The organism is Bacteroides sp. 43_46, from assembly GCF_001915455.1.
Classification (GTDB): domain Bacteria; phylum Bacteroidota; class Bacteroidia; order Bacteroidales; family Bacteroidaceae; genus Bacteroides; species Bacteroides caccae.
In genome coordinates this window covers 1-17,871 of sequence record NZ_MNQN01000056.1, presented here as the reverse complement: position 1 = coordinate 17,871, position 17,871 = coordinate 1, and the positions used below count along the sequence as shown (strand labels likewise).

17 protein-coding genes are annotated in these 17,871 nt (G+C 39.3%); 15 read left to right on the top strand and 2 right to left on the bottom strand.

From position 1 onward, the window contains the following. The 9 genes from BHV72_RS05810 to BHV72_RS05770 form a co-directional block, all read left to right on the top strand. Positions 1 to 186 (top strand): discoidin/SUN/FTP domain-containing protein (locus tag BHV72_RS05810; RefSeq protein ID WP_286855114.1); only part of this gene is annotated, 186 nt, incomplete at its 5' end. A gap of 256 nt (positions 187 to 442) precedes the next feature. Beyond that, positions 443 to 2,335, top strand: coding sequence for a hypothetical protein (locus tag BHV72_RS05805; protein ID WP_035447489.1), 1,893 nt, complete (start codon positions 443 to 445; stop codon positions 2,333 to 2,335). 247 nt (positions 2,336 to 2,582) lie between these two features. Then, positions 2,583 to 3,221 carry a hypothetical protein gene (locus BHV72_RS05800; RefSeq protein ID WP_022400929.1) on the top strand — a complete coding sequence of 213 codons (639 nt, stop codon included), beginning with the start codon at positions 2,583 to 2,585 and terminating at the stop codon, positions 3,219 to 3,221. 536 nt (positions 3,222 to 3,757) lie between these two features. Further along, positions 3,758 to 4,132, top strand: coding sequence for a DUF1573 domain-containing protein (locus BHV72_RS05795; protein WP_022400927.1), 375 nt, complete (start codon positions 3,758 to 3,760; stop codon positions 4,130 to 4,132). Between the two features lie 21 nt (positions 4,133 to 4,153). Further along, positions 4,154 to 4,834, top strand: a complete 681-nt coding sequence (locus tag BHV72_RS05790; protein ID WP_022400926.1) for a bacteriocin fulvocin C-related protein — start codon at positions 4,154 to 4,156, stop codon at positions 4,832 to 4,834. 11 nt (positions 4,835 to 4,845) lie between these two features. After that, on the top strand, positions 4,846 to 5,724 hold the full coding sequence (locus tag BHV72_RS05785; RefSeq protein WP_022400925.1) for a TlpA family protein disulfide reductase: 879 nt from the start codon (positions 4,846 to 4,848) through the stop codon (positions 5,722 to 5,724). A gap of 240 nt (positions 5,725 to 5,964) precedes the next feature. Then, positions 5,965 to 7,443: an O-antigen ligase family protein gene (locus tag BHV72_RS05780; RefSeq protein WP_171030119.1), complete on the top strand. Its 1,479-nt coding sequence runs from the start codon at positions 5,965 to 5,967 to the stop codon at positions 7,441 to 7,443. 301 nt (positions 7,444 to 7,744) lie between these two features. Beyond that, positions 7,745 to 9,778 carry a DUF2961 domain-containing protein gene (locus BHV72_RS05775; protein WP_286855107.1) on the top strand — a complete coding sequence of 678 codons (2,034 nt, stop codon included), beginning with the start codon at positions 7,745 to 7,747 and terminating at the stop codon, positions 9,776 to 9,778. A 136-nt stretch (positions 9,779 to 9,914) separates the two neighbouring features. Beyond that, positions 9,915 to 12,140, top strand: coding sequence for a sensor histidine kinase (locus BHV72_RS05770; protein WP_008662206.1), 2,226 nt, complete (start codon positions 9,915 to 9,917; stop codon positions 12,138 to 12,140). Between the two features lie 2 nt (positions 12,141 to 12,142). On the opposite strand, the gene BHV72_RS05765 is transcribed toward BHV72_RS05770, so the two are convergent. Beyond that, positions 12,143 to 12,616 (bottom strand): metalloprotease family protein, encoded by a 474-nt coding sequence (locus BHV72_RS05765; RefSeq protein ID WP_008662204.1) that lies wholly within the window; start codon positions 12,614 to 12,616, stop codon positions 12,143 to 12,145. A 171-nt stretch (positions 12,617 to 12,787) separates the two neighbouring features. On the opposite strand from BHV72_RS05765, the gene BHV72_RS05760 reads away from it, so the two are divergent. The 3 genes from BHV72_RS05760 to BHV72_RS05750 all read left to right on the top strand — a co-directional run bounded on the left by BHV72_RS05760 (position 12,788) and on the right by BHV72_RS05750 (position 15,179). Continuing rightward, the gene (locus tag BHV72_RS05760; RefSeq protein WP_034532712.1) at positions 12,788 to 13,486 is read left to right on the top strand and encodes a response regulator transcription factor; all 699 of its coding nucleotides are present in this window, start codon (positions 12,788 to 12,790) and stop codon (positions 13,484 to 13,486) included. 110 nt (positions 13,487 to 13,596) lie between these two features. Next, positions 13,597 to 14,463: a hypothetical protein gene (locus BHV72_RS05755; protein WP_022400917.1), complete on the top strand. Its 867-nt coding sequence runs from the start codon at positions 13,597 to 13,599 to the stop codon at positions 14,461 to 14,463. 290 nt (positions 14,464 to 14,753) lie between these two features. Further along, positions 14,754 to 15,179, top strand: a complete 426-nt coding sequence (locus tag BHV72_RS05750) for a DUF3836 domain-containing protein (RefSeq protein ID WP_008662201.1) — start codon at positions 14,754 to 14,756, stop codon at positions 15,177 to 15,179. An 85-nt stretch (positions 15,180 to 15,264) separates the two neighbouring features. On the opposite strand, the gene BHV72_RS05745 is transcribed toward BHV72_RS05750, so the two are convergent. Next, entirely contained in the window at positions 15,265 to 16,530 is a 1,266-nt protein-coding gene (locus BHV72_RS05745) for a S41 family peptidase (protein WP_005833947.1), read from the bottom strand. 199 nt (positions 16,531 to 16,729) lie between these two features. Between BHV72_RS05745 and BHV72_RS05740 the strand changes: the two genes are divergently transcribed. From BHV72_RS05740 to BHV72_RS05730, 3 genes are all read left to right on the top strand, one after another. Then, positions 16,730 to 17,086 carry a cupin domain-containing protein gene (locus BHV72_RS05740; protein ID WP_005833946.1) on the top strand — a complete coding sequence of 119 codons (357 nt, stop codon included), beginning with the start codon at positions 16,730 to 16,732 and terminating at the stop codon, positions 17,084 to 17,086. Between the two features lie 271 nt (positions 17,087 to 17,357). Next, positions 17,358 to 17,498, top strand: a complete 141-nt coding sequence (locus BHV72_RS05735) for a hypothetical protein (protein WP_005833945.1) — start codon at positions 17,358 to 17,360, stop codon at positions 17,496 to 17,498. A gap of 185 nt (positions 17,499 to 17,683) precedes the next feature. Further along, the coding region (locus tag BHV72_RS05730; protein WP_286855098.1) for a DUF3836 domain-containing protein at positions 17,684 to 17,871 on the top strand (188 nt) is incomplete at its 3' end.

The following is a 17,871-nucleotide window of genomic DNA, read 5'->3' as shown; positions in this document are numbered from 1 at the left end:
TATGTGGATTTTGATTTGGGTGAGGCGAAAACTGTGAGCGGTTGGAAACTGGTGAATGCAGGCCGTGAGGACAAAGGGTACATTACTTCCGCTTGCTTCCTGCAAGGCAGAAACAGCCAGACTGAAGAATGGAAGACACTTGACAATATAGAGAAACCGGCAGAATGTCGTATCACGTATGATTGACACTCCGGCGCAGGTACGCTATGTACGCTTGATGATAACCCGTCCTATGCAGCATGCAGGAGGAAGGGTGTTACGCATCAATGAGGTGGAGCTTTATTGATTATATGCTGTAGGAGGTATTATAGCTTCCTACAGTAATTTTATTGACATATAGATATTTATGAGTTATTCAAGTAGATGTTGTTTCCTATTCATTGTGCTGGTTCCCGTTCTGTTATTATCATGTACTGATAAAAAGACAGAGGAAGCTATACAGTTGGAAAAAGCTTTAATATTTGCCGGTGATAATCGTGTAGAACTGGAAAAAGTTTTATATCATTATAACCAATGTGTTGCAGATAGTTTGAAGTATAAGGCAGCTCATTTTCTTATAAGAAATATGCCGGATTATTATTCGTATTATTCTCCGGAAAATGATTCCATAAAGGATTTGTACCAAGCTGTTGCTCAAAAGAAAATGAGTGAAGATGTAGCTATTGAAGTAGCTCAAAAAAAGTTTGTTCCATTTTTGGAGCGAAATCAAAAGGTTATATACGACTCGCACGTAATCACAGCTTCTTATCTGATCCGGAATATTGATCATGCTTTTGGTATGTGGGAAAAACAACCATGGGGGAAATATATTAAATTTGAAGATTTCTGTGAATATATACTGCCTTACCGTGTGGCTTTTGAACCACTTTCAGAGTGGAGAGAGACTTATGCCGAGGCGGCAGAGCAGATATTGGATTCTTTGTTTATCGGAAGTGACGTATTACAAGCGTACAAGCTGATAAACGAAAATATTATAATGAAACCTGACTGGTTTTTTACCATACGTACATCAAGTGTGGGATTGTTTGATATGAGTGCTGAATATATGTGGAACAACCGTATTGGGAACTGCTGGAACAGAACTTATTTTACTACTTATCTTCTTCGTTCTATAGGTATTCCTTGTGGCGTTGACTATCTGAAGCAAGCACCTAAAAGTGCAACCAACCATTGTTGGAGTTTTATCGTAGATACCACGGGGTTGACATGTGATTTTGAAGGAGGAGATCATAGAATGCCTATTAGAGACCGTTTTGTTACATTTTATGAGCTGAAAGGAAAGATTTATCGGAAAATGTTTGCTTCCCAAAAGCTCCAGTTGGAAGAGGTTAATCAAGAAAAGGGTATTCCGTTTTCTCTTTCTGATAAACATGAAAAGGATGTATCAGGTGAATATTTCCCCAATGAAAGGATTGCAGTTCGATGCGAAAATATACCCAAAAGGACCAATATTGCTTATTTGTGTCTATTTAATAATAGTGAGTGGATTCCGGTAGATTGGGCAGAAATAAAGGATGACACTGCAAGATTTGAACATATGGACTGGAGGAACATAGTCTATTTAGTTGGGTATTATAAGGAGGGTAGAATTATACCCGCTGCTCCTCCTATCCTTACGACTGAAATGGCTAAACATACTATATCAGCACGTCCAAATATGCAAAAGAAAAACAAGATGAGGCTTGAACGTAAATATACAGAAGCTCCCATTATTATTTTTCTTAGGGATTTGTTGCTTGATGGGCGGTTTCAAGGTTCTAACTCGCCTGATTTCAAAAACACGATTGATATGCATGTCATTACCCAAAGGCCTCCAGGCTCTTATCTTACAGTGAAGCTTGATACTGTGTATAAATTTCGGTATGTCCGTTTTTTGGCGAGAGATGGCATTCGGTCAGATATAAGCGAAGTGGAATTTTATTCTCCTTCTGATTCAGTAAATCCGTTGAAAGGTATTCCTATGGGAAATCCGCCGGTCGATGGTGATAATAGCCATCGGATGGAAATGGCATTTGATGGTGATCCATTAACATGCTATGCGTCCGCAAATCTAAACAATGCGTGGGTTGGCCTTGATTTTGGGAAAAAAACAGAAATAAATAAAATTCGTTTTGCTCCTCGTGGAGATGACAATTCAGTCCGTGAAGGTGATGAATATGAACTGAAATATTTATCAATGGACGGATGGGTTTCTTTGGGAAGACAAACTGCGCGAACATATTTTTTAGAGTTTTCTGGTGGGCCGGATAAAGCCTTGTATCTCTTGAGTAATTTGACACGAGGAAGAGAAGAAAGACCTTTTACATATGAAAATGACACCCAGGTATGGTGGTGATATTAGTTGTATGCAAATATTGAAATGTTTTGATGCTATTGCTGCAATATTAAAGAAAGGAGGTAGATAAAAATGTTTTAAGAAAGTAAGAATTTGAAGTTTTAATAGGAGTGTATTTATATAATAGAATTTCTTTAAGAATAGGGGATGGTTTTCAATGCCCTAAGACGTTATTTGATATGTTGTTTTAATAATGTATCTTGTTGTTTAACCAAATTTCAATATAATAATGGTAAAAATTAAATCAATGATAAGAAAATCAGTAAATTGTTTAGTGACATTAAGTCTTATGTTTTTTGTATTTCTTTTTGTTTACGCTTGTAGTTCTGATGCAGATTATTCTGCAAAAATAGAAGATATTGATAGAAATCTATTAATAAAGTCTGTTGCAGAATCGGATGTGTTTTTAGATTTTATATTAGAACATAAATTGGTAATGGAACAGTTTATGGTATATACAAGAAGATTGTCAGATACAGAATTAAGTGAATTTAAGTATAATGTAAATGATGACGAGTACATACAAAAGATTGTAGAGGTAACAAACCTATCAAGTTTACTACAGAGTTTGGAAATAAAGAAAAACTGTTTATTAGCGGATGCTGGATATGGTAAATTGAATCAAGAAGAGAGAAAAATACTTTTTATGAATTATTTCGAAAAGCCAATGTATACAGCAGTGAAAACCAGAGGTGAAATTTTGAATCTAAAATGTTATGAGCAATATACTGCTGAATGTAATCGTGCAGAACGCCAATGTTCTATAGCAGTTTTGGCATGTGCATGTGTTGGTTCTTGTGCATGTGTTCTAGCTGCTTATCTTAAACTAAATGATGATTTGGCAAATGCTAAACGTGATTTTGAAAATTGTCAAAATGGTAAATGAATAATTTATGAGGAAATACCGTAAATTATACATAATCATTGTTGTTGCATATGCAGCCTTATTGGTAGTAAGCCGAATTTATTCTGTAAGTTCATTTTTAGTAGATATTGTATATCTTTTTAGTTGGATTGTCCTATTATTCCTTGAGATTAGGAAACAATATCATGTTAAAAAAAATGATAAAAAGGAAGAAATAGACTATTTTCCTATAATTCTAATTTTCCTGATGATGGTTATTTGCATTATAAACATGTGTAATTATCAATCAGGTTAGAATATAGTGAAATGCATTTGTATATTAATGTAGATTGAGACTATTAGATTGTCAATCAAGAATAAAATGATGTTTCATACTATGTAGTTACATCATTTTATCATATTCTCAATAAATTATTAGGCCCATTCAAGAAAGTGTATTTTCTTATTTGTAATAACAGAAGGATGACTATTTTTTTATGGAGTGATTGATAATGTTGAATATTTATAGTTTCATTTTTGTGACTAAGTTTGGTGATAATTACTGTTAATTTAATTATATGAGAAAAATAATTTTGTTGTTACTGTTGCAGTGTAGTTTAGCTGCAGTGGGACAAGAGAAACCTAAGATTTTTTTTTCAAATAAAACGATCGATCTGGGAATTATACCATCAGAAAAGACGCCTTGTGTCAGTGTTAATTTTATCTTTTCCAATAAGGGAAAGACTCCTTTAGTGATTTATGATGTAAAAGCGTCTTGTGGTTGTACGGTTCCAACATGGCCTAAAGCCCCTATAAAACCTGATGGTAAGAGTTTGATAAAAGTGGATTTTGAAACAAAGAAACAAAAGGGCGTATTTACAAAAACTATTTTTGTAGAATCCAATGCAAACGAAGATGTGATATTACTTAAATTAAAAGGAAAAGTTGAATAAAAATTTAAAGTAGAATTTATTATGAAAAAATTATTTTTTATTGTTGGACTATTAAGTCTCTTGACATTTTTCTCTTGCCAGAATGAAGAGAATGTGTACTATAGTTGTGATGAAGCAGAGGATGCTTGGGTAAAGGAAAACTTATCTTCTATTCGGAAGATGGAAACGACAGAGTGGTTTTCGATTAGTGAAAAATTGAAACTCCCAGTTTATAGAGCATTTTCATTGGAACAAAAACAATCAGTTTGGATGGAAAAGTTAGAAGATGTGATGATGAATAACGAATGGAAAACTGAAGAGATAGAGCATTTACAACAACTTTATGATGCTTTAAGTATGCATTCGGAATGGCTCATTCCAAATACTGAAAAAGCAGAAGAAGACTTTGATGCATTTAAAATATTTACGTATAAATGGCTTGCATTTGCTCAAAAAGAATTGGGATGGTCTAATGATTTGCTTTCTGCTATTGTTGGGACTGCAAATAGAATTAAAATTATGAATGGAATAGCGTTGATAGAATTCAGTAATGGGCTAAATGGAGTAAAAAATAGATCCGAATTTACTTGTAATTGTAATAGTTCAAATGTAATATGGACAACGTGTTCAACATCAAATTGTATTACTCGTTCTTGTAGTACAACAAATGGGGGATGTGGATTTTTGGGAAGTGATGGATGTGATGGTTTATGTAGCAAATAGTAGAAAGAACAATGCGAACAAAAATATTCATTTTTATTTGTGGAATATCTTTGGTGCTGTTATTTGGCGTTGCTTTCTGTCGTTCAGGTTATATCAACTTATTAAATTTAGTCGGCTTTCCCTTAAGTTCATTAGTCGGTTTCTTACTATATGGCTTTCTGACGGTTATTTGTTTATATAAGTTTAGGGTAAAATTGCCACCTAAATACATTCTTCTTGCTATATGGATGGGAGTAGGATTGTTAGAAACTATTTATCGTTGTTATAGCTTTAAGAGTAGTATTATTTCTATTCCTAGTTCTTTGTTATGGTGGCTGGGGATTTTATGTGGCTATTTATATTGGAAGGTATCTCGAAGTTGGCTAAAAGTAATTGTTGTTTTGCTGCCTTTCCTCTTTACCTTATGGATGAGTTACTATGGGTATTCTATGTGGATTCATAAACTGAATTTTGGGAGTTTCACTGGGAAAATAGAAAAAGTAGTAACTTCTGATTACTCTTTATTTGATGAGATGCATAAAGAGATTAAACTGTCGCAACTAAAAGGGAAATATGTGGTATTGGACTTTTGGCATAAATACTGTGGAGTTTGCTATTCAAAAATGCCTATGGTAGAAAATTTATATAAACGCTATAGGGAAAAGAATGATATTCTTGTCGCTGGAGTATTTGCTTATAAACAAGGGGAAGAACATCAAGAAGGTACTTCTATTTTGAGAAATGAAGGCTATACTTATTCTACTTTCTCGACAAGCTTTGACAGTAGTGTACTCAAAGGATTTGGAATAAAATGTTTTCCTGCAGTGGTCGTATTAAATCCTGATGGGAATATGATTTATTTCGGTGACATTGAAGGAGCCGCAAAGTTGGTTGATTTCATATTCAAGTAAATCCTTATTGGGACTAGTTGGGGGTATTAGTATCCTTTATCTGGTCCTATTTTTTCTTGCGAAACTTAAGAAATTTTATTTCTGAGTGCTAATTTTGAGTCTGTAGTTTTACTACTATTGTAAAATATTTGAGGAGGTATTAAGTTGAGTGTATTTTTTATGATAAAGAAACTGAGTAAGATTGAGTATATACTGTTTTCTTTATTATGCATCGTAAGTGTTTTTGCTTTTTCCAATAGTATGACTGATACTTACATTGTGCCAAAATGGTGTTATACTATTTTGGTTTTTGTGTTGTACTTGATTGTTATTTCAATCAAGAGTTTGTATAATAAGATTTTAAACTTTAATGTTTTGACGATGTCATATATTATAGTTGTTGTATGTACTTTTCAAGCTTTATATGGGATATCTCAATGGTTACAGTTGGTTCGTTTTGATAATAAATATGGGATAACTGGTAGCTTTGATAATCCAGCAGGTTTTGCAGTTAGTCTGTGTATTGGCTTGCCTTTTATATTATTGTGTATAAAATCAATCTCTTCAAGGTTTTGGATATTTGTAATGCAGTTGTTGGCTTTACTATTTATTTTTGCAATAGTTATATCTGAATCTAGGTCGGGCATGATAGGGGGGATGGCTATTATTTGTGTAGAATTATACAAACGTCTTCCAATAAGGATAAATTTCAAAGTCATTATAACTTGCTGTCTATTTATCTCATTATTATTTGGCAGTTATTTTTTGAAAAAAGATTCTGCCGATGGACGATTGCTGATTTGGAACTGTTCTTGGAGAATGATAATAGATTCTCCTATGTATGGACATGGATTTGATGCTTTTAGGGCTCATTATATGGACTATCAGGCAAACTATTTGAGTCAATACCCTAATAATGAATATGCGATGCTTGCTGACAATGTAATATCTCCATTTAATGAATATTTGAATGTGGCATTAAGTTGTGGTTTTTTGGGTGTACTGATATTGGTCTTTGGCGTCTTATTTCTTATCGTTTGTTATTATAAAGACTATAAGTATGAAAAAAGGGTAGCACTACTTTCTCTTTTGGGAATAGCTGTATTTTCCATGTTCTCTTATCCATTAAAATATCCGTTTGTTTGGATTGTAATGTATTTTGATGTTTATGTGATATTACGTGGTAGCTTTATATGGGTAATCCCTTCTTTGGTCAAGAGGATATTATGTGTGGTTGCTATTATTGCAGGGATGGTGGTTTTTTATAAACTATGTATGCGGATAGATGCTGAATACAAATGGAATGCTATAGCTTATTTCCCGACCAATGAGAATGTGAGAGCTTATAAAGATTTAATGCCGATTTTGGGTGATGATCCATATTTTTTATACAATTATGCAGTTGCTCTTTATGGCAAGGGTTGTTTGGAAGAGAGTTTGAATGTTGCTCTACAATGTAGAACTTATTGGGCTGACTATGATTTGGAACTATTGTTAGGCGATATTTATTTAGATAAAAATGAACATATCGAGGCTGAGAGTCACTATAGAAAAGCTTCATTTATGTGTCCTTCCAGGTTTACTCCATTATATAAAATCTATTCTTTGTATAGAAGAATAGGAGATGGAAAGGAAGCAACAGCAATGGCACAATTAATTCTTGAGAAACCTATTAAAATTCAATCTAATACCATTGATTTCATAAAAGCACAAGTTAGGCGGGATTTGGAATTGAAGTAAGGATATTGTTAGATAACTAAAATTTAATACCTCGTAAATATCTATGAATAAGTAGGTTTGGGAGGTTCAGAACTTCGTTAACAAATGGAATCTTCATTGTAGCTGTTTTTAGCAGTTCCCTATGATATATTAATAGTGTTTTTATGTAAATGTTAATGGTGTTAACAATCAATTTCTTAGGGAAATACATATCACTTATAATCTATTATAAATAAGGTGGGAGACTTTAGTTAGACAGAATTAAGAATAGCAAGAAGTTTAATGGCATTTGTTTTTGATTAATTTAAATAAGAGTTTTATTATGAAGAGATTAATTTTTGTAATTCAATTGATGATTGTCTGTAATGGTTTGGCTATGGCCGACCCGGTTATTTCTCTTAAGACATTGTCCTATACGTGTAAGCAGTTCAGCAGCTACGACCGTAGTTCGCATAACATGACGGATAAGCGTGCCTGGTTTGGTAATTTCGACCAAGGACAGTTTATCCGCCAGGAAGAGAACGGAGGGAGGACGGAATATGTGATGATGGATGCCGAAGGCCCCGGTGCCATAGTTCGTTTCTGGATGACTTTCTCCGGCATAAATCGGGGACAAGGGACTCTGCGTATCTACATAGACAATGAGGAAAAACCGGTAATTGAAGGCAATGTACGTGATATATTGAGCGGACAAGTCCTTTGTGGAGAACCTCTTTCAACTTCAGTACCCGATGAGGCTCCGATGGAAGAAAGAGGGCATAATTTATATTTGCCAATACCTTATGCCAAGCGGTGCAAGGTGACTATCGAATCGCCGGACTTGAAGATTACTCCGGAGGGGAAAATTGAGAGTAAGACCATTGTATACTATGCTATCAATTACCGCACTTATACTTCTCCGGTCAAGGTGATTTCTTTCTCGGCCAAAGAGTTGAAGAAGAATGCCCGGCTGATAGCTGCTGTCAATAAGAAGCTGTCGGAAGGAACACCTGGTATTGATACTCCGCTTGCGGGAAGAGAAAGTACGCTCAATCTGGCGGCTTCTCTGGCTCCGGGTGAAAGCCGTAGTTTTACGATTGACGGCTCTCGTGCCATTCGTCGTCTTTCGATGCGGATTGATGCCGATGACCGTCGCCAAGCACTTCGCTCTACGGTCTTGTCCATTGCCTTTGATGGGGAACTAACTGTCTGGGCTCCGGTCGGTGAGTTTTTCGGGGTAGGCTATTATCCCGTTGCAACTGGTACGTGGTATACGCGGGCCGTGCAGGATGATGTGATGAGTGCATGGTGGGTGATGCCTTTCGAGCGGAACTGTACGATTACCTTGACCAATTATGGGGAACAGCCGGTGGAGATATCCAAGGCTGCTGCAGTTAGTGGAAAGTGGCAGTGGGATGAGCGCTCCATGCACTTTGGTACCACATGGCAGCAGTTTACGCATATCCATGCCCGGGGCGATGAGTTTGCCCAGGACCTTACGTTTGCCGATCTTAAAGGTAGGGGCGTGTATGTGGGAGATGCGGTTACTGTCTATAACCCCAACTTGGGTTGGTGGGGAGAAGGAGATGAAAAGGTGTATGTGGACGGTGAAACCTTTCCGTCACACTTTGGAACGGGTACAGAAGATTATTATGGCTATGCCTGGGGGCGCTATGAACCGTGGATAAACCATCCTTTTGTTGCCCAACCCATAGGAGATGGTTGTTATGCTCACATAGGTTTGGCGCAGAATACCCGTGTTCGTAGTTTGGATGCGATTCCGTTTACCCGGAGCCTGCGCTTTGACATGGAGTTATTCGATTGGTCGAATATACACCTTAATTATGCTCCGATAACCTTCTGGTATATGCTTCCCGGAGGCGAAATACAGCCAAAACCCTTTGTGAGCGATGTACGCGAACGGGTTGCCAACCAACCGTCAGATATTTTCGGTTCAGGGATGAGTCTGGTTGTGGAGGGCGAAGTCATGCAGCCTCGTCCGGGGCATATGGGTTCCGTTGAATTGCAGACCAACTTCCACCCCTTGTGGAGTGAGGGTATGCAGCTCTACTGGAAAGAGTTTAAACCGGGAGATAAGCTGTCATTAGTTTTTGACAGTGAAGTGGAAGGAACTTATTATGCGAAAATACAGTTCACTGTGGCGCCTGATTATGGTACATTTGCCCTTCGTGTAAATGATAAGGTGATTACTCCGGAAGTCAGTCTGACCAATGGAGAAGTGTCTCTGCTTTTGGTGAATCTTGGGCGGGTCAATTTGAAAAAAGGAAAGAATGAGTTGCAGATTGAGTCGATTGCACTGGCTCCGGGACATGATACCGGTTTCTTTGGGATTGATAAGTTGACTCTTCGCAAATAATTCTGTAGACGTCTCTATCGCAGGGATTGTACTTGTATGGATAGCTTTGGATAAATAAAAGTCCAAGGCTATCTTTTTTGTATCAGTTCTTTTTCTATGATAAAATGCTATCTTTGTCCTCAAAATAATAGGTAAGATGAAACTTCGTTCACTCTATATCCTTTCTATTGTAGGGCTGCTACTGGTAATTGTGGTGCAGATTGGTGGTATGATGTATGCTTACGACAATACCAAGAAAGAGGCGGAACGCGCACTGAACGAATGTTTTCGTCTGGCTTTTATCGAAACGGTGGACAACGAGATTAATAATTTACCGTTTCCTGACATGACTATCCCTTTTTACTCGTATCTATCCAAAGACAGTATCAGGTCTTTCGAAGATGAGATGTTTTTAAACTATCAGCAGGCAGCTTCCTTTCTCGAAGATGTATATCATGTCGCCATTCCATTAGATGTGATGGCGAGGTTGGTAGAGAAGAAACTGAAATGGAAAAATATAGACCGGACTGTAAATATCCGTCCTGCGACGGACAGAAGCAAGCGTTCGGTATATGTACGGTTCAAGTCTGTTCTTTCGGAAAAAGCCTGGTTGAATGAGAAGAAAGGAGAGGCCATTGAAGCTGTCATGTTTTCTCCTTTTATACCGCTTGTCAAGGATATAGTCTTTTTGTTCCTTCCTACGCTTCTCTTGGTTGTTTTTCTGGTGTACAGTTGGGCCAGGCAAATGGATTCCATACTTAAACAAGGTAATGATATTGAGAAGCAGCGGTCTGCTTTTTATGTGCTGGCAGAGAAGATGAGGTTGCCGATAGGTGAGGTACGTAGTCAGATATCGGAGAGCCGGTGGGCAGATATAGAAGCCTCGGGGCAACATTTGCTGGACATGACAGAACATACGCTTACGGGAGCTAAGCAAAGCGAACGGCAGCGGCAGGTGCGCAAGCAATATTCTTTTAAAGTCTTTTCGATTGTCGGGTTGATTGCCGGCTGTCTGCTGATGGTAGTCTGGTTTGTCTATCTGTACCGTGCTTCTTTCAAAGAAACTGCCTATCAGGTAAATGATTGTTTTGAAGCAGCTTTTTATGACGAGGTCTTGAAACGCCGCCTTTCTTTGCTCTACGAACAGACTGATAGGGATGGAAAGGATGAATGGGAAGAGAGTGTTGAATCGCCTTTTGCAAAGGAGCAAAGGGAATTTCTGGAGAAAGAGCAGTCGAAGTATAAGGTGAACCGCTTTGGAGTGGTACATATGTACAATCCGGTCGATTTGAATTATCGACTACGCTCTGCTTTGATTATGCAGCGCAGCATCAATGAAAGCGGAATGGAACTTCCTCTCTCCGTGCAGTACCTCGATTCTGCTTTTGCTTCCAGGTTGGAAGCCTTGGGAATGACCTATAAGAGTGGTATCCGCCAGTACTACGCTCCCTCCGATAGTACAGTGGTGGAAGCAGGATATGCCTCGGCAAAATATCAGGATATTTCTTCCCGGTTTATACCGTTGAAGGAGGACAGCATCCTTTGTATACAAGGTGTGGTGAAGAATCCGTATCGCTACGTCATAAGTTCCGTATGGTATCTGTTTCTGCCTCTTTGGGTGATGTTTTTGGTGGTGTTGGACTGTATTCTCGGCCAGGTGAAAGTTTTGCGTACACAGCGGCATTTGGAGCAATTCCAGAAGGATTTTACTTATGCTATGATACACGACATGAAGTCTCCTCTGAGTTCCATCCTGATGGGAGCTCATATTCTGAATAGCGGCAAATTGTCCGGTAAGCCCGGAAAAGAAGAGAAATACCGGCAGGCGATGATGGAAGAGTGTGAGCATCTGCTTACCCTTTCCAATCGTGTACTGGTACTTACCAAGCTGGATGAGGGACATTTGGAACTCCATCAGGAAGAGGTGCCTTTGCGGCCTTTACTTGATGATATGATTGCCAAAATTTCTCTGAAAACCAGCAAAAGGGTAGAATTTACGACCGTTTATCATCGTTGTGAAATGGTGTATGCCGATGCCTTCTGTTTGCGTGAAGTGTTGGGCAATCTGCTGGACAATGCCATTAAATATTCCCATGAAGAGGTAAAGATAGATATTATTTGCGAATCGGAGAAAGGCTTCTGCAAGATAAAGGTGTGTGACAACGGATTGGGTATTCCCTTAAAAGACCAGTCTCTTATCTTCAACCGTTTTGAACGTTCTGCAGCAGTCGGGCGAAGTGGAAGGGGCGGTGCTGCAGGTTTTGGTCTGGGCCTGAATTATGTACAGCAGGTGATGCTGGCACATGGCGGCAGGGTAGAAGTGGAAAGTGAAGAGGGGTGCTTCAGTGAATTTACACTCTACTTTCCTATTGAGACTGTATAAATTTACCACACGTGGAGATTCAATCCTTCTGATTTGTCAGTAATATAGGAGTCTCCGCCGAATGAGCGTAATTGCCAGAGGATGTAAAGGTCGTCGAAACTCATGACAGCCAGTAATATTCCAAATCGTGTGACATCATAATTGCCACTTGTCATACCATATATAAGGGGCAATATACCCAGTAGCAGGAAGGGCAGCAGGCATGTGGTGCGATATTGCCACATGCGTATCGGCGAAAACAATCTGAACAACAGTTTATGTAGGAATAGATTTACCAGGACAGCTGCCAATATACACATGAAGAATCTGACCAGCGATAGATGGCTGGTTGTTTCTCCATGTATCGACTGAAACAGAATCAGCATTGGTACTGCAAATACTATGGCAGCTATGATGCCGTATTTATTAATCCTCTTGCCCGAAACTACTATCTCTGTCCCTTTTCGGCTTTTTGTTATTGAAATATCTGCTTTCATAGTGTGGATTTTTTGTATTGATGTTGCAAAGGTAGAGTGGGGCACATGCTTCATAAGTTATCGCTACGTTAATATTAGGTTAAGAGGCGTTGTTTTCCTCGTTTATTTTATAGCAATATGACTGTTGCATTCATTCTTTTCCTTATTTTTGCAATATATAATAAACGCATTATGATAAAGTTATTGTTGGTAGAAGACGATGCAAGCTTGAGATATATAGTTCAGGGAGGGTTGGAAGATATGATAGGCGGTTATGAAGTGATTACTGCCGCCAATGGCGAGGAGGGCTTGAAACAGTGGAAAGAACAACATCCTGATGTGATAGTATCTGATATAGAAATGCCCGTTATGAACGGTTACGAGATGGTGAAGCGTATCCGCGAGACAGATGGGGAAACTCCGATTCTGTTCTCCTCTGCCCTGATATCTCCTAAAGATGTGGTAAAAGGTTATGAAATCGGTGCCAATAACTATATAAAGAAACCGTTCATTCCCGAAGAACTGGATGCACATGTCCACGCCTTATTGAAGCTTTCCAAAGGCAAAAAATCGAAAGACACGAGTCAATGCTACAAGATAGGCAAGGAATATGTGTTGGATGCCACACATGCCACTTTGAAACATGCTTCGGGTGTAAACAAGACTTTGACTGTGCGCGAGACAGGTTTGTTGCAGATGCTTTGTGAGAAGCGGGGAGACGTTATCCGCCGGGAAGCTATCTTGGATAAATTCTGGAATACGGAAGATGATTACTTTGCTTCCCGCAGCCTGGATGTATTTGTGACGAGACTTCGGAAATTTCTTTCGGAAGACGAGTCGGTAACCATTAAAACAGTGAAAGGAGTAGGATTGATACTGATAGAAAATTAATAATGTATCCTTCTATATTGCAATAATTTAGCAGTACATGTACTGTTCTTCTGGTTTATTTTCGTTATTTTTGTATAGCAGTATTATATGAATATAAAGAAGGAGGGTATATGCGTATAAAACGGAAAGTCAGTATCTCTTGTCTTGGTGGTCGTTTGGGAATCTGCCTGCTGTTGGCTTTTGTGCCGCAATTGCTTTTTGCGCAGGAAGACAGTGTACGTTTCATTCGTGACAGTATACAGATACAGCCGGAATTCAATGAATCTCTATTCTCTCCTTTTGAGCTTCCTTCTGAAAACTCTGCCCCTTCTTCCATGTTTCATCCGGAGCACTCCTATTCCCTGCCCGATTTTTCACTGAAAGAGTCTCTTCGTCTGCCTTATCAGACCAATCCTTCCCTGCTATTTCGGGGAGATTACAGTACAAGCGGTGTATTAAGACAGTTTCCTCACGGTATGTTATTCGGTTCCGGTGGGCAGACCAGCGTATCGGGTATCGGACGTTTCAACAATGCTTCCCTGGGATATCAGCATGCCTTTAACCAAAGGCTGACGCTCCAGCTTGGCGTAGATGCCATGAAGATAAATATGATTCATTCCACCGGGCAGGCTTTCAATACTTCGGGAGCTTTGCGGTATCAGGCTTCGGACCGTGTAGCTTTTAAGGTTTTCGGTTCGTATGCCATAGGAAATACTTACGGGATGGATACCCACCGCTACGGTGCCACCATGTCTCTGGATATGTCCGAACGTTTTGGTATGGAAGTTGGAGTACAACGTTATTACGATGCTTATCGCGGTCGTTGGGAGACGGTTCCCGTTGTGATTCCCTATTATAATTTCGACAAGTTTAAATTAAGTCTGGATGTAGGTGGAATCTTGTATGAGATTCTGCGTAACACCGTCTTTGATAATAGAGGGGGCAGTGGCGGAGCGACTATTGCCCCACCACGTTTTCAGATGCCGCCATTGAGATAAGATAAGTATAAATCAGCTTTTTGTAGGGACAATCATCAAACAGTTTACTACTGTTACATAATATTATTGCTAATGTAGAAATACTTTCATGATATTTCGTTTATTTTTTGTTTTGCTGTTCGTTTTTGTGCGGACAGTTGTCCGAAAATGGACATTACTATAAAATAGTTATTCTTTGATAATCAGTGATTTAATTCTTTGGCACGCAGATTGACTATATATAGGCGAAGGCGGTTACGAAACAACAACCTCCTCAGAGAAAGAAGTAATAACAATAAAAAATAACGATTATGAAAGCAACAGTATTTTCAAAAGCAGTGGTAATGATGGCAGTGGTAATGGCAAGTGTAATGAACTTTTCTGCAAGTGCGGCAACTCCTGCCGATTATGTGAAAAACGAGGAGATGACCGGCGAACTGATGACCGCCAAGACTATCTTCCGCAATGAGGACGGACACCTTTTCCGTCACCTCCGCTACACTTACACTTATGACAGTGAGAACCGTGTGACGAGCAAGGAAGCTTTCAAGTGGGATAGCGTAAAGGAAGCCTGGGTGCCTTATTTCAAGCTGGATGTTGAATACACTGACAGTGAAGTTGAGTTGAACTATGCCCGTTGGAACAGTAGAACTAATGGTTACGACAGCTATACGCAAACTACCGTTTACGAACTGAATGACAGCAATGCGGCTTTGATGTTGGCAAGTACCAAATAAAGGATAATATATCAAATACAAAAGAGCCAAGTATCGTGAGGTGACACACCTTTGATACTTGGCTCTTTTTCGTTGAGGAAATGTATTATTGTTTCTCTGTTATCAGTCCGACAGCATAATTCAGCACTGTATCTTCATCCTTCATGAAATCTGCTACGGTTTGGGATACTTGATGATGGGGCGGTATGCCTATACCTTCCATGGGGAAACCTTTAGAAGAGACGTCCGGCTGGCGGGTAGGGATACGGAAATAGGTCCGCTGTTTGGTACAGAAAGGACGGGGGCCATTGCCGGTATCCCCTCCGGTAGCTTCGCCGATGAGGGTGACATTTCCGCTTTCCTTCATGTCGAGTGTGAAGCTCTCGGCAGCAGAGAGCGTATATGTGTCGGTCAGCAGATAGATTTTACCTTTATAGGCGTCGGCTTCGGGCTGCATGATGTAGCTCTTGCTGACGCAGTGTGGTTGTGCTTCGCGGATGAAGTACTTGCAGATGTTTACTCCATTCATGCTGTTTCCTCCGCCGTTTCTACGTACGTCTATAATGAGGTATGGTAAATCCTTGACTTTGGGATAGACCGCCTTGAAATCTTCCATGACGGGGTTCATCATGGTTTTGATGGTAAGGTAACCAATGCTGTCTTGTAATATCCTGCTCTCCACAGTTTGTTCTTCGTTATCCGGAAAATAGTCCCTTTGTTTCAAGGGAAGGGTGACGGTCAGAGTATCGCCCCCTCTCAGCAGTGTATAGTTTCTTAGGGTGTCTGCATAACTACGGAACGCATCATAGGCTGTACGGAGCCGTCTGTGGGGGACGGTAGATGCTTCGGTATATTTTTCGTTCTGTTCAATCCATTGTTTATAGGGGAGTCCGTTGATAGCTATAATCCGGTCTTTGTCCTGGAAGCCGTATTCTGTCAGATAGTCACTGGGTTTGTCAACGAACAAGGAATCCTCTATAAAGGCTACGCGCTGATTGGCTGTGTACCTCTTGTAGCAGGTAATGGCGTGGGCGCATTGTAAGGCAGAGATGTATTCCTGCACTATCAGTCCGTAGTCTGTGGTGGTCTGCGCCTGGCGAACGCGGGCGTCACAAGCTTGATACAATGAATCCATATTCAGATGCTTGGCTTGGTATAATGAATAATTCTCCATGACAATCTGGTGTATTTCTTTGAAATCTTCTTCAAACTGCGAGGGGGGTAACGGTAGTTCCGCGATGTAGAAGTTTTCTACATCAATCTGCTTGTCATTATAGAAATAGTTGGCATAAACATACAAACCACACCAAATGGTTGCCAGTACAGCCATTACGATGACTATTACTTTTGAAATTTTTTTCAGAATCTTCATGTTTTATAGAGTTTAGTCGATATTTGCTTTTTCGGCAAAAATAGTAATAATTTTTGTTAATCTTATTTTTCTAACTCCTTATTTGCCAATAATGGTAACATGGAGGTAACTAACTGAGCTTCAAGTGCCTTCTTGTACGATATTTAGTAGTTGGCTAACTTTGCAACCGTAAATCAAAACATACTAAGGAGAAGTGATTATGAAGAACTATCAGAAAGTAAATGTGCCCGCAGGCGAGGCACGTGTCGAGTTGCACGATTCATTGAATCTGACTGGTGCAGAAGTATCTATCAGCAATTTGCCGGCTGGTGCAGGAGTACCTTTTGTGCATTCGCACAAGCAAAATGAAGAAATTTATGCCGTCCTCTCCGGACGCGGCACCATGGTGGTTGACGGAGAAATCGTAGAACTGCAGGCGGGTGACTGGCTTCGCGTGGCTCCGGCAGGAGAACGACAATTGTCGGCTGCGGCAGACAGCGCCATCAGTGTGATTTGTATTCAGGTGAAAGCCGGCTCTTTGGAAGGCTTTACGATGACGGACGGTGTGGTGAAGTAAGAGGAAGTCACACAAGTAGAATTAAGGTAATAGGGAATGGGCTGTGGTGCAGGCTATTCCCTATTGTCATATGATGTGCAGTGATTTATTGACTGCGACTTGTTTTATAGTCAAAATAATCATATATTTTGTACTATACCTAAGAAAACAGACCATGTCAACGATGCAATAAAGCAGAAATTATGATTAAATTGAAGAAAGAGCATTGTTTCTGTCACATAACGAGGACCCAATCAAAGAGTTTAAAACTAAGAATTGAAAACATAATATCATGGCCCAGCATAATGCCATCAAGTTTTTCGAAGCGAAGAAAGTCCGAACCGTTTGGGACGACATAGAAGAAAAATGCTACTTCTCAATAGTAGATGTGGTGGCAGTCTGCTGTATGCCTATCCAGTTACGTCTCCGATAGATTGAAAAAAGGAAAGATATAAGAGGAAATGTGTTTTCATTTTGTTCTTGTTTTGGGCGCAAAAGTAATAAATATCTCCGTTAACCTAACATTAACGTAACGATAACCTAAAAGCTTTTTACCTCCCTCAATCTTTGCAATGTCGAAAGGGAACAACTTCCCCGAAGACAAGAACTTAAAACAAAATGTATAACTTAAAAAATAGAACCATTATGAAGACTTTAGTAATTTCAGCAATCATCGCAATGACCTCTTTAGTAAACGTAGTAAGCGCAGCAGCCGTTAACCGTACAGACAACTTTGCCTATAATACCGAAACCAACGACGGCCGTGTGGAAACACAAACCGTATTCAAAGTGGAGAATCAGAAATT